This window comes from Vibrio sp. 2132-1 (assembly GCF_033344315.1).
The window spans coordinates 1-13,051 of the sequence record NZ_JAWPON010000016.1; the positions used below are offsets into that span (position 1 = coordinate 1).

11 protein-coding genes are annotated in these 13,051 nt (G+C 44.8%); 3 read left to right on the forward strand and 8 right to left on the reverse strand.

Features of this window, described 5'->3' with window-relative positions; all coding sequences use genetic code 11:
- Positions 1–662: 662 nt before the first annotated feature.
- Positions 663–1,535 (reverse strand): Tim44 domain-containing protein, encoded by an 873-nt coding sequence (locus R8N47_RS17480; RefSeq protein WP_005384268.1) that lies wholly within the window; start codon positions 1,533–1,535, stop codon positions 663–665.
- Positions 1,536–1,927: 392 nt separating this feature from the next.
- On the opposite strand from R8N47_RS17480, the gene R8N47_RS17485 reads away from it, so the two are divergent.
- From R8N47_RS17485 to R8N47_RS17495, 3 genes are all read left to right on the forward strand, one after another.
- Positions 1,928–2,518 (forward strand): TetR/AcrR family transcriptional regulator, encoded by a 591-nt coding sequence (locus R8N47_RS17485; RefSeq protein WP_005382308.1) that lies wholly within the window; start codon positions 1,928–1,930, stop codon positions 2,516–2,518.
- A gap of 13 nt (positions 2,519–2,531) precedes the next feature.
- Positions 2,532–4,406 carry an MFS transporter gene (locus R8N47_RS17490; RefSeq protein ID WP_005384269.1) on the forward strand — a complete coding sequence of 625 codons (1,875 nt, stop codon included), beginning with the start codon at positions 2,532–2,534 and terminating at the stop codon, positions 4,404–4,406.
- Between the two features lie 114 nt (positions 4,407–4,520).
- On the forward strand, positions 4,521–5,450 hold the full coding sequence (locus R8N47_RS17495; RefSeq protein ID WP_141135613.1) for a YeiH family protein: 930 nt from the start codon (positions 4,521–4,523) through the stop codon (positions 5,448–5,450).
- Here R8N47_RS17495 and R8N47_RS17500 read toward each other — a convergent pair.
- From R8N47_RS17500 to R8N47_RS17530, 7 genes are all read right to left on the reverse strand, one after another.
- Complete coding sequence (locus tag R8N47_RS17500; protein WP_017634658.1) at positions 5,447–5,635, reverse strand: hypothetical protein; 189 nt, start codon at positions 5,633–5,635, stop codon at positions 5,447–5,449. The two genes, R8N47_RS17495 and R8N47_RS17500, sit on opposite strands and share 4 nt — an antisense overlap.
- Before the next feature lie 100 nt (positions 5,636–5,735).
- A complete protein-coding gene (gene menE, locus R8N47_RS17505; protein ID WP_064353727.1) occupies positions 5,736–7,163 on the reverse strand; it encodes an o-succinylbenzoate--CoA ligase in 1,428 nt (475 codons plus the stop codon).
- On the reverse strand, positions 7,148–8,137 hold the full coding sequence (menC, locus tag R8N47_RS17510; protein WP_042524032.1) for an o-succinylbenzoate synthase: 990 nt from the start codon (positions 8,135–8,137) through the stop codon (positions 7,148–7,150). Before menC ends, menE begins: the two co-directional genes overlap by 16 nt.
- A 125-nt stretch (positions 8,138–8,262) precedes the next feature.
- Entirely contained in the window at positions 8,263–9,129 is an 867-nt protein-coding gene (menB, locus tag R8N47_RS17515) for a 1,4-dihydroxy-2-naphthoyl-CoA synthase (RefSeq protein WP_005382318.1), read from the reverse strand.
- Positions 9,122–9,949, reverse strand: a complete 828-nt coding sequence (gene menH, locus R8N47_RS17520; RefSeq protein ID WP_042524030.1) for a 2-succinyl-6-hydroxy-2,4-cyclohexadiene-1-carboxylate synthase — start codon at positions 9,947–9,949, stop codon at positions 9,122–9,124. The genes menB and menH overlap by 8 nt, the downstream gene beginning before the upstream one ends.
- On the reverse strand, positions 9,936–11,654 hold the full coding sequence (menD, locus tag R8N47_RS17525) for a 2-succinyl-5-enolpyruvyl-6-hydroxy-3-cyclohexene-1-carboxylic-acid synthase (protein WP_064353726.1): 1,719 nt from the start codon (positions 11,652–11,654) through the stop codon (positions 9,936–9,938). The genes menH and menD overlap by 14 nt, the downstream gene beginning before the upstream one ends.
- A complete protein-coding gene (locus R8N47_RS17530) occupies positions 11,651–12,958 on the reverse strand; it encodes an isochorismate synthase MenF (protein WP_064353725.1) in 1,308 nt (435 codons plus the stop codon). Before R8N47_RS17530 ends, menD begins: the two co-directional genes overlap by 4 nt.
- Positions 12,959–13,051 lie beyond the last annotated feature (93 nt).

The window sequence follows — 13,051 nt, forward strand, 5'->3', positions numbered from 1 at the left end:
GAGTGGCCAAAGGGAGCAGACTGTAAATCTGCCGGCACTGCCTTCGATGGTTCGAATCCGTCCCCCTCCACCATATTGAAGAAGCCAGCTCATTGAGTTGGCTTTTTTCGTTTCAGGATCTTGATAGCATAGTCCTACTACCACGAACCTTTCACTCCTCACCGAAACTCTGCTCGATTTAATACCTATCACAGTAAATAAGTGATCAGAAATAGCGTAGGGAAAATGCTTGAGAACAAGGCGCAATTTTTCGATAAGTAGTTATTCTGCAATCAAAAATTGCAACGCAGTTATCGAGTATTTTAACAAGCTAGAATGACCAGTTATTTACTACGATTGGTATAACCTATACTCAATCTCACTAAAGCAACCAACCCCATGTGAAGCTCCACAAACAAAAGGCTGAGGAGCAGATCTTTACCCTACAAACAATGTACTAGCTATTTTGATTTTGTTAGTTCGTATGGCCTTAATATGAATGTTCAATATAACTAGGAAAACACTTGAGGACTTACTAGAAAAAGTGGGTTCGCAAAATTACCAAACGGACTCAATTAGTGATGTTTGTATAAAAACACGTACAAGAAATATAAATGATAGATACAAAAAATCCCGCAGGGGATGCGGGATTTTTACTAGTGACTAAATTGGTTTAAAGGTGACTAGCCTTGAATACCAACGATTAACCATGGCGCATTAGGCGCAGTCAAGTCACGCTCTAGGTGCCAGATATCTTCGATTTCTTCTTCAACACCTTCTACTGTGTCACGGTAACGACCGCTAAACTGCAGACTAAGCTGTGCTTTATTTGCATCGTAATCAGCACGGACGATCTCCGCATCAACGTACATTACGTCAGTATGCTGCTCACCGTCGAGCTTCGCGCGCTCTGCTTTTAGGTCTTCAAACAAGCTTGGAGAAACATATTCTTCAATAGTTTCTAGCTGGTTGTGATTCCACGCACCTTGCAGGATTCGATAGTGTTCACGAGAACCATTAATGAACGCTGCTTGGTCAAAACCCGGTGGGTAGTTATGTGGTACGTCTGTTTGAGCGCCAAAACCACCAAAGCCACCATTATTTGTGTTTGGTTGTTGCTCAAAGTTTTGCATGTTTGGTTGCTCAAACTTAGATGCGTTGCCACCAAATGCAGGCTGTTGACGATGCTGGTTCATACTGCCCTGCTTCGCACCTAGCATACCGCGCATTAGTTTAAAGATGACAAAGGCAATCAAACCAATAATTAGGATATCCATAAACTGGATACCTTCAAAAGCACCGCCAAAGAATGCAGCAAGTAGACCACCAGCAAGAAGTCCGCCTAGCAGACCACCCATAAGGCCTTTCTTACTTGAAGACTTTGTCGTCTGATCTTTGCCGACCGTATTGGTGTTTTGTTGCTGTTGTTTCGGTGCTGGTGCGGTTTTGTAGCTCTTACCGAAAGACTTACTGCCACCAAACTTCTTCGCTTCCGCGATAGGCGTTACAGCAACGGTAAACATCAACAAAGCAACAATAGAAAATAAACGTTTCATCGTTATCCTTAAAGTTAGCTATCTAAGATAGTGCCCCATTTTCAAGACGAAACAATCGTTGTTTCAAACAGTAGCACGCCAAAGATGATTTTTAAGTCATCATACTCTGTATACCGATTGATGAAAATAGCTTATAGAAGCTGACATGTATCAGAATATTGCCAAAAATGCAGACTGCTCACACTGCTTACAATTCACCTGAAGGCGCTTGATCAATGTAAAAAAAGTATGGAATAAGTTCACTAATACTCCAGATTGTTTTACTTGAATTAGAATCAGTGACACAGCTCAGAATCCTACACCTTGAGGGCACTTGGACACATTGCCTTGTTGACGGTTAATAGGTAGCTGACTATCATATTGAACGATGTTCAATAAAGTAGTTTGAGAGTATGGCGCGCAGAAACGATCACACCCGAGAAGAGTTAGTGAATTTGACCTTAACAACGGTCAAAAACTTTTTAGATGAGAATTCTTACCACGAACTCAGTCTTCGTAAAATCGCTAACATGATTGGTTACGTGCCAAGCACATTGGTAAATGTTTTTGGTAATTATAATTTGTTGTTGCTTCATGTTGTCGCTCAAACTTTAGATGAGTTATCTCAAGAAGCACGCAAAGCGACTAATGACAGCAAAGACTCCCATCAAGCGCTTTTTGAACTCGCTTATTGCTACCACGATTTTGCTCAAAAACACCCATACCGTTGGCAGTTAGTGTTCGAACACAACATGAATGGAGCAGAACTTCCGGAATGGCATGCCAAACGTATCGATGGTATGACGGGAATGCTAGAGTCACTATTGGCTCAAATCGCACCACATCGTACTGAATCCGAAGTGATTCAAGCGAGTCGAGTCCTTTGGTCTGGCGTACATGGCATTACTTTACTCAGTGTTGATGATAAGTTTTTCTCTAGTGAACCGATTGATGGCAAAGAATTGATCAGTAATCTTCTTTCTAACTACCTCACGAACTGGTAACAAAGGATTATCCATGTCATCCGACAGACAGCCGTCGTTACTTACGCAGAGAAAGTTCCTGCCCTATTTCATTACTCAATTTTTTGGCGCTTTCAACGACAATATTTTTAAAAACGTTTTGCTGTTGTTTGTCGCATTCGCTGGCTCCAGTGCACTGCCTATTTCGAGCAATTTGTTCATCAACCTTGCGGCAGGCTTGTTCATTCTACCGTTCTTTCTGTTCTCTGCTTCCGCTGGCGTATTAGCCGACAAATATGAAAAGTCATGGTTTATTCGTAAGGTCAAACTATTTGAAATAGCCATCATGCTGTTAGGTGCCATCGGATTCATAACCGAAAGTTATGGTGTGCTTTTATTGCTACTGTTTTTAATGGGCACACAGTCAGCATTTTTTGGCCCAGTTAAATATGCCCTTTTGCCTCAAAAGTTAAATGCTAAAGAGTTAGTGCCCGGCAATGCTCTTGTTGAAGCTGGTACCTTTATCGCCATCCTTATTGGCACCTTAGGCGCTGGGATTATAGCCTCTGCAGACAACGCAAAATACCTCGCCGCATTTTGTGTCGTGATCTTCGCATTGTTAGGCTACTTGTCGAGCCGCTCAATCCCCTTTGCTGCAGCCAGCGCGCCCAATCTCTCTTTTCGTTGGCAACCATACAAGCAAACCAAACACACGCTCTCTATCGCCAAATCCGATCGAGTTGTTTTTCAATGCATAATGGCAATAAGCTGGTTTTGGTTTTTAGGCGCCGCATATCTAACACAATTTCCGAATTTCACTAAGATTTACCTAAATGGCACCGAGAGTGCGGTGTCTTTCTTGCTCGCTCTATTTTCCATTGGTATCGCGCTAGGGTCGCTACTTTGCAATTGGATCTCAAACCATCGTATCGAAGTCGGTATTGTGCCAATTGGTGCCTTTGGCATTACGGTATTTGGGTACCTAATGGCCACTTCCATTCCCAATGATCTACCTACTTTCCATAACTTTGTAGACTTCTTTAGATATGAGCCTTTTTGGCCATTATTTTTCTACCTATTGATGATTGGCGCTTCGGGCGGTTTGTTTATCGTGCCTCTTTACGCATTAATGCAGCATCGAGCAAAGGAAACCGAACGTGCTCAAGTCATCGCAGGGCTCAACATTTTTAACTCTCTGTTTATGGTCGGCAGCGCTGTCTTAGGTATTGTGTGCCTAAGTGTAATCAAGATGACAATTCCTCAGCTGTTTGCATTGTTAGCCATTTTAAATTTCTTAGTCGCCGCTTACATCTTTTTGCAAATTCCTATTTTTGTAGTTCGCTTTGTCATGTGGATGCTTACGCACACCATCTATCGAGTTAAGCATAAGAATCTACACAACCTACCCGAGCATGGTGGGGCATTGATTGTATGTAATCATGTAAGCTACATGGATGCATTGCTACTTAGTGCCGTATGCCCAAGGTTGATTCGTTTTGTCATGGAGGAAGATTACGCCAACCTACCTCCATTAAGGCGCTTTTTACGTCGAACTGGGGTAATTCCAATTTCAGCGAGTAACAGAAGCTCTATCAGACGTGCATTTAACGATGTGGAAGCTGCGCTAAGCGAAGGTCATATCGTCTGTATTTTCCCTGAAGGAAGATTAACTTCAGATGGTGAAATGAATGAATTCATGCGCGGTATTGATATCATTCTACGTCGTAGCCCAGTACCCGTCATACCTGTTGCACTTAAAGGCTTATGGGGAAGCTATTTCAGCCGCGCAAAAGGTCGCGCATGCTGTGGCTTACCGACTCGATTTTGGTCAAAGCTAGAAATTGAGGCAGGACAACCGGTGCCACCAAATGAAGCAACGGCAAAAACAATGTTCGATAAAGTGCATCAACTTAGAGGCGACTGGCGATAAATACACTTGAACACATGTTTAGGATAACTGAACATGTGTTCAAATCATTAAGGCAAACTGACCACACCCAGTGCGATATACTCTCCCTTTCATTCACAACAGCGAATAAAAACCTTGAATAGAAACTACCTCCTGTTTGGATTGGCGTTACTTTTTTGTCTAACCCCTCTGGCCTCCTCTCCCATTGCTCTAGTTATCGGTTTTCTACTCGCAAGTTTTGGTTTTGTGCCTTCCGAGCTGCCCATCGCTTCTTTTACTAAAAAGCTGCTGTCTTACTCGATTATTGGCTTAGGCTTTGGCATCAACTTTGAGCAAGCACTTGCAGTCACATCGGATGGTATCGGCCTGATCATCGCCACTATTACAGGCACACTGATCATGGGCACTCTCATTGCCAGGGTAATTAAATTGGAGCGAGTAACCGCTTACTTAATCTCATCAGGTACTGCAATTTGTGGTGGTAGCGCAATTGCTGCTGTGGCACCGGCGATTAAAGCGAAAGACGAGCAGATCGGATTAGCACTGGCAACGGTATTTGTCCTGAACTCCATTGCACTCTTTGTGTTTCCTGTGATTGGACATGCTTTAGGGCTAGATCAACACACGTTTGGCACATGGGCTGCGATTGCCATTCATGACACATCTTCTGTTGTCGGGGCTGCCTCGGCCTATGGGGAAGAAGCGCTAACTACGGCAACAACATTGAAACTCGCGCGCGCTTTATGGATCATTCCTGTTGCTTTGATCAGTACCGTCATCTTTTCACGAGGCCAAAAAGAGAATGGAAAGAAAAAACTAGCTATCCCTTATTTCATTTTTTGGTACTGTGCAGCTATCGCGTTTAGCGACTTCTTTCCTCAATTTGAAATAGTCTATCACGGCATTTTCATTGGAGCAAAGCAAGCGTTGGTTGTATGTCTGTTCTTGATAGGTTGCAGCATTTCAATTTCAAAACTAAAGTCAGCTGGAGCTAAGCCGCTGTTGTTTGGTGTGACTCTGTGGGTGTTAATTTCGACCACTTCTCTAAGTTGGTTACTGTTTTAGATATTGGTGGTCTGCTTATCGCGTTGAGGGGACGGTATTTCCCGTTTGCTATTTTTGTATATAACGACCAACGCAATAGCGATCAAAAATGCCGTTAGCTCTGCAAGAGAGCGGGCTAGCCCTTCACTACTTATCGCGATACCAATTTGTAGTGCTACTGCCGCAATTAAAACTAGCTTTGCCATCCTGAACCTTATGCATTTTCTCTCCACGAAGAAGCATAATTATGATTCAGAGTTATAAGGATACAAAATTCTCTTTATGACTAATACATAGCAAAATTGACTAATGCTGAAGTGATGACAGTAGCCACTCTTTCACGGCCTTACGTGAAATTTTGATCCCACCTTCTAGTAGAGTTAGTGGCATTACATGGTATTCCACTGGCCATTTAAACTTCTCTAACTTTGATTGCAAGTGCTGGTCATACTCCGACTTGCTGCGCAATCCATTGGTCTGAATCACAGCTACTGGTCTATGACCAAACTCCGCGTCTTCGACTGGAACCACTATACTCTGCACTACACCATCAATTTGGTTCAAAGCGGCTTCAATCTCTTCACAATGGATATTCTCACCACCAGAGATAAACTGATTGTCGGCACGGCCGATTATCTTTAATTCATCACCTTGCCACTCGCCAAGATCCTTGCTGTCAAACCAGCCTTTCTCATCCAGAAATGGGGTAACATGTCCTTGATGGAAATACCCTGCCGCTAATGTCTTACCGCCAATAAAAATGCGTTGGTCAACTAATTTTATCTTACGGTGCTTCAATACATGTCCAGCATTACTGGTGCAGTCAATTCTCTTTGCGGTAACGGTAGAGGCCGCCTCCGTCATCCCATAACCTAACCATGTCTCAATGCCTTGCCCTGTTGCTCGTAGTGCCAACTCGTGATCAACGTGGCTGCCGCCCAGTAGCACATGTGTCAATGACAAATGTGCATCATCATCCAATAACCGTTTGAGCTGAGTCGCAACCAAAGAAGCGTGTGATACGCCCTGAACATCATCAACAAGTTTCCCTGAACCGACTTTTAGTGTTGCTCCGACATATAGCCAACGATAGACAATCGCTAATCCAGAGACGTGATACAGCGGAAGCGATAACAGCCAAGCATCTTGCTGAGTGAAAATGAACTCCTGCAACAAGCCCTCTGCAGACGCAAGATGCTGTCGATGTGTATGAACCACAGCTTTAGGCTCCCCTGTAGAGCCAGAAGTAAATACTACTGAAGCGAGCCGGTCATGATGATAGCTATCTTCAGTCAACGAATCACTCTCTTGCTGTGATACTGCAGGCGGTGAAAGCAATGTTGCCTTGAGTTTTTGTATATCATGTTCAGAAAAGGTCGAAGCGCACTCCTGAGAAAACCAGATAAACCGAGTTTGATCAGGCCTGTAAAGTGTAGCAAGCTTACCCTGCAACTTATCTAGTGGTTGTTCCATGGTCAGCGCAGCGAGCGCACCCAACTGTTTGGAGGCAAGATAAAACAACAGTGTTTCTACTTGGTTCTTGCCAACCAAAGTCAGCACATCCCCCCGAGTTACACCCAAGTCATTCAAATAGTTAGTGTATTGGTCAATACGCTTCGAGAGTTGTTGCCAGTTTAATACTTCTGTTGATGTCTTGAGTGCAATAGAAAAAGGGCTCGTTTGAGCCCAATATTTCCATGGTGCCTTCGCAATATTGTCTACGCAGAATGCCACACAATCTCCTGGTCTTTTAGAGGAAGAACGGGAAGTTCACACTTAGGCCAGCCCTGCTCTAGCTGAGCTTTGAATAAGCCAATCGTATCCAAACCTGGAACTTCATCAGGCAGCTGCCATTGGGCAAAGCGCGCTAATTGAGTTAAACCGAGACTGGATTCAATACTCGAGCTAATCACTGCTTTCATCCCTAGTGACTTCGCTTTCTCTATCAGTGTAATACAAAAATCCACTGAACCAATGAGTGTGGGTTTGATGATGATCGTTTTCACTCCAGTTAGATCTTCAAGACGGAAATCTTCACGACGAACCGCATCTTGCAATGTTTCATCCCAAGCGATAGCAATACCAGTATTAATCGCAAAAGAGAGACTATCGCCAGGAGAGCGGCACGGCTCTTCTAGAAACGTGATTCGTTGACGCAGAGACGGAGCAATGTACTTAGCGAACTGCTGCGCTTTTTCTGGTGTCCAAGCGCGATTGGCATCGAGTCGAAGCGTTAATTGAGGGATTGATTCAAGAAAAAGGTTCACAAGCATGCCATCGCGAATTGGCTCATAAAGTCCAACTTTCACCTTAGCGACTTTCTCACCTTCCATTTCGTTCAGCTTTGGAATGAGCTCATCTGGGTCGCCAGTGCATAGTGGCGCTGTTTGGTATTTACCTTGTTGTGGTAAGCCACCAGCTAATTCAAGCTGTGCCATCGATAAACCAAACGCAACCGACGGGTACATCTTGGCATAATCCACATCCAACTCTGCTACCCAACGCTCCGCCTGTTCTTGTAGCTGAACACCCGCATCTTCGGTGCTCTCTAAGCTAAAACCAGGAAGAGGAGCGACTTCTCCAAGCCCTGTTTTACCATCTTCGGAAAGCGCAACAACATAACCAACACGTTCGGTTAGCTTGTTGTCACGTAGGATGACACCACTATCCATGGGCAAGCTATAACGATAAATTTTCGCTTCACGCATAATTCAAGTCCTATGTAATGCCGTATATTTGAGCGTTCTGACGAGCAATCCCACCAGCCTCCCAGAGGGCGAGGCGCTCAGGAAAAAAGGAACAGAGGAGCTAACACGCTCCTCATTTAGACGGATTATGGGTTGCGAGGGAATTTATCGAAGTCTGGGCGACGCTTCTCGTTAAAGGCATTACGACCTTCTTGGCCTTCATCAGTCATGTAGAACATCATCGTTGCGTTACCCGCTAGCTCTTGCAGACCCGCTTGACCATCACAATCTGCGTTTAATGCAGCTTTCAGGCAGCGCAATGCCATTGGGCTGTGCTGTAGTACTTCACGACACCAACGAACGGTTTCTTTCTCTAGATCCGCTAGTGGTACAACTGTGTTTACTAGGCCCATGTCTACCGCTTCTTGAGCATTGTAGAAACGACATAGGAACCAAATTTCGCGAGCTTTCTTTTGGCCTACGATACGAGCCATATAAGATGCGCCCCAACCGCCGTCAAATGAACCCACTTTAGGGCCTGTTTGACCAAATTGAGCGTTGTCAGCTGCAATTGTTAGATCACACATCATATGCAGTACATGACCACCGCCAACAGCCCAACCAGCTACCGATGCGATCACTGGTTTTGGACAAGTACGAATATCGCGTTGGAAGTCCAATACGTTGAGGTGATGTGTGCCTTGGTCGTCTTTATAGCCGCCGTAGTCGCCACGGATCTTCTGGTCGCCGCCAGAACAGAATGCGTCTTCACCTAGACCTGTCAGAATGATCACGCCAACACCAGAGTCGTAACGCGCATCTGCCAACGCATCAATCATCTCTTTTACCGTTTGAGGACGAAACGCGTTACGCACTTGAGGACGCGCAATGGTGATTTTCGCGATACCATCTTCAGACTTATGGTAATGAATGTCCTCGTATTTCTCGCCGCAATCTTTCCATTGAACCGGAGCGTAAAGTTCTTCTTCAGAAATGCCTACTGTTTTAGCCATGGTGATTCCCATTGTTCTCGTTACTCTCACCAAAGTGAGACTGAATTATTTGCTTGGTATGTATCGCAAACTGTTTGGGCTGCTCTTGATGGACGTTATGACCAGCGCCTTCAACTTGTCGATACGCCAACCCGCTACGTTGTGCCAGTTGGCTAAATTTTTGGTCTTTCTCACCACACAAGTAATACACTGGTATGTTCTGCTTTTGCAGTGAGGGCAACAAATATGCCTGTTTGGCTAACGATGTCGCCATCAACATATTCGCCACCGCTGAGCCAAGATTATCACTTCGCTTCGCAATGAATGTTTGTCTTTGCTCATGGTTTAGTGAAGAAAACACCGCTTGTTGGTACCAATCGTTCAAAACACGTTCAAGTGGTTCAGTTTTGAAACGCATTGCCCAGCGAGCATCATTCTCTAATCTCACCTGTTTCTCTGACTCAGTTTGAAGCCCGAAGTTTCCCCCTTCAATAATCGCGCCTGCAATATTGAGCTCTGGAAAGCATTGATGGGCAATACCATGCATCGCAATGCGGCCGCCCATAGAGTATCCAATCAAAATAAGTGGTTGTTGTGAGGGAAATAATAAAGATAGTGTGGAACCAAGAAGTTTGCAGCAATCATTTAAATCGCAGCAAAAAATAGATTGGCTGCGTCCGTGACCAGGAAGGTCAACCGTAACACGCTCATATTCGGGTAATGCATTTAAACACGCGAGCCAATCGGCACCGCTACCGAGTAAGCCATGCAAAAACACCAAAGTGGGCAACGTTCTACTTTGGTGTTTTTCTAATACAGGGAAACGTTCAAAGTAAAGCATTCAGACTCTTATTAAATGCCTTGAGTGTCTCAGCAGCTTGGGTAGATGGGGTTTGAACCTCGACCAGCAACGTTCCTTGGCGGTGACATAAATGCTCTTTTACAGATGATTGGAATTGCTCCAGTGTAGAAACATGCAAATACGCCAAACCAAACTGCTTTGCCGCGTGTTCAAACTGATAACCATGAGGCATTTGATAATATGTCGTCCTGCGCTCTGGTGGTACTGGCAACATATCAAAAATCGCACCGCCGTCATTATTAGTAACAACAAGTACCGCCGGCAGTTTATTGTGAGAAAATAGCGCCAGAGAATTGAGATCATAAAGTGCTGCTGTGTCACCAATATACACCAGTAACGGATTACCTCTTGCCCGTTGCACGCCTGATGCCGTAGCAAACAAACCGTCAATCCCTGACGCGCCTCGATTAGTGAAAACCTCTACACCATCCAATTTTCCGTACATATCAACAAGCCGAACAAACAAGCTATTACCCAAGAAAACATCTACGTTCTTTGTGCGCTCGTTGATGTCTGCTGCCAGCGCAATTTCGTCAACGGCAGACGCTGAATCAGATAGGAAGGCTTCTTCGATACGTTGATGAACTCGCTTAACGTCATTCGCTAACCTATCAGCCCACCCAGCAAATATTGACTTCTCAGAGCTAATGCGAGAAACCCACGTTTGAGGAGGCTCAACCCAGTGCATTTGCGCCAGATGATTTTGGTTATTCCGGTCCATACAAGGTGAGACATACCAATACTGAACGTCTTTATCTTGTTGACTCTGCGAAACTTGTTTATCAATCCAATGATTCAAACGTTTTGAGATAATTCGGCTACCAAATTGGATAATAAGTTCACAAGACTCAAGCTCGTTTACGAACTCGGGAAGTTGAAGCCATACATCGTAATGCGCCCAATCCGAACTGAGACCACTTTGCGGGTCTGCAAGTACCGGCCATCCCATTTTTTGTGCAAACGCCTGCGCCGACTGCGCTTGTTCAAGCGGTAAGCTGCCAATCACAACCAACCCTTTTTTGTCTGAGCAAGACGGGATGTTCGCCTGTGACAAATGGCTAAAACGCTGAGTATAAGTGCCGCTTCCTTTTCGCCATCCGGCGACCGAATCTAAGTAGGTTTGATAATCCGCTTTTGCGCCGTTGGAATACAAAGGCTCTGGAAATGCACAATTAATATGAACAGCACTACCCTGCAATTGCTGCGTAAACATCACTTCATCAACTGAAGTAAGCAACCAGTTAAGCGACGTTGCTAAATTTGGGCTTGGTAAATTCAAACTGGCCGAAACATGATGTGAAAAAATACCCAATTGATTTATCGCTTGGTTTGCACCACAGCCGACAAGTTCTACTGGACGATCTGCTGTCAGCAGCACCAGTTTTTCACCAGTAAGTTTGGCTTCGGCAACCGACGGTAATAGGTTCGCCACTGCCGTACCAGAGGTAACGATAATTGCCACTGGCTCCTGAGTAGCTTTCGCTAAACCAAGAGCCATAAAGCCCAGTCCACGCTCATCAAAATGAGTATGAATGGAAAAGTCGGACTGTTCTGCCGCTTCTAAAGTTAAAGGAGTAGAACGAGATCCGGGAGCGATACAAACATGCTTAACGCCAAATCGCTGAAGCTCAATCAATATGGTTTCTGACCAAACTCGATTGAGCACCGCTTGGTCATGACTCATGATGCGACTCCCAATGGCGGATGATCAGAAATCAGCGTAAGTAACGTCGACATTTTCTTATCAAGCTCTGCCCACTCATGTTCTGCCACAGAACCAGGCACTATCCCTGCGCCCGCAAACAGTTGTACTTGATCACCGAGCACAAGCGCGCTTCTGATTGCGACACAAAACTCTGCTCGTTCATGGCTTATATAACCCATTGACCCCGCGTACCAGCCGCGTGCAAAGGGCTCATTATCAAGAATAAACTGCATGGACTCTTGTCGGGGTAAGCCAGCAACCGCCGCTGTTGGCTGAAGCGCCGATAACAACTGAACACCATTTATCCCCGCTCTTAGACTAGCGTGAATATTTCGCTTAAGGTGCTGCACTTTTCGTAGTCTGACCAAACTCGGTTCAGCTTCCACTTCAACAATTTCAGAATGCGGTAATAGACGATCAATGATGTCGTCCACCACATACTGGTTTTCGTTGAGGTTCTTTTGGTCTTGGGATAACCAATTCGCCAACTCCATATCTTGAGTGGCATTGTCTCCCCGACCAATCGTACCTGCTAACGCTTCGGTATGTAGCTCATGCCCTACGCGAGAATACAAACGTTCTGGCGTAGACCCCATAAAACAGTGCTTACTGTCTAAGCTCAGCATGAAATGGAAGCTATGATGGTTATTTAAGTAACTTGCTTTAAGTAGCTGTGCAGCACTTAATGTGTTATCAAGCTGCACGGTAGAACGACGCGCTAAAACCACTTTCTTAAAATCATCATTCTCTATACCAGTCAGAACCTTATGAACTAACTCATTCCATTGAGGCTGACTTGGCGTGTGAACAATAGAGCGGATGTGAGACGAAATTGGAGCTAAGGCCGCGACCTCACAAACCAGTTTATTCAACCCAGCTAGAGTTCGCGCTTTGTCTTCTGAAATATTAACTGCGAGAGACCACTGTTGGTCAAAACGAATTAACTCAATTTGAGGCAAAAAGAAAAAAGAAGGCATACAGCGACGATTCTTCTCATGCTGTCCATCAAAAGAGCGCCCGCCCCAGACTCTTTGCCCTTCACCTAGAATGGTATAAGCAGGACCTGGCTCAACAAAAGCGTGCAATTGCCCTAGTGCAACGACCTCTTCACGTGTATCGCGGGACTGCCAATAAAACTTAGGGAAAAGTGGTTGTGCATCAAGCCAATCAATAAATGAGAAATTAGGTTTCTCGCTAAGGGGCTCGACCAGACGTGTTTGATTGCCTTCCGATTGCTGAACTCGCTCGATAATTCTCTTTACGGCTTGATGGAACTGTGACAAATCAACCTCGTTGTATGTGAGGATAAATGGTAACTGACGGCTACTCTAAGTTTAGACCCAAAGCAAATCAAGGTCGTATGCGATCTTTTGCGA

Excerpts from the sequence above, each read along its gene's own strand:
- R8N47_RS17480 (WP_005384268.1), bottom strand. The coding sequence starts at position 1,535 with ATGAAACGTTTATTTTCTATTGTTGCTTTGTTGATGTTTACCGTTGCT.
- R8N47_RS17485 (WP_005382308.1), top strand. The coding sequence starts at position 1,928 with ATGGCGCGCAGAAACGATCACACCCGAGAAGAGTTAGTGAATTTGACC.
- R8N47_RS17490 (WP_005384269.1), top strand. The coding sequence starts at position 2,532 with ATGTCATCCGACAGACAGCCGTCGTTACTTACGCAGAGAAAGTTCCTG.
- R8N47_RS17500 (WP_017634658.1), bottom strand. The coding sequence starts at position 5,635 with ATGGCAAAGCTAGTTTTAATTGCGGCAGTAGCACTACAAATTGGTATC.
- menC (WP_042524032.1), bottom strand. The coding sequence starts at position 8,137 with ATGCGTGAAGCGAAAATTTATCGTTATAGCTTGCCCATGGATAGTGGT.
- menB (WP_005382318.1), bottom strand. The coding sequence starts at position 9,129 with ATGGCTAAAACAGTAGGCATTTCTGAAGAAGAACTTTACGCTCCGGTT.
- menH (WP_042524030.1), bottom strand. The coding sequence starts at position 9,949 with ATGCTTTACTTTGAACGTTTCCCTGTATTAGAAAAACACCAAAGTAGA.
- menD (WP_064353726.1), bottom strand. The coding sequence starts at position 11,654 with ATGAGTCATGACCAAGCGGTGCTCAATCGAGTTTGGTCAGAAACCATA.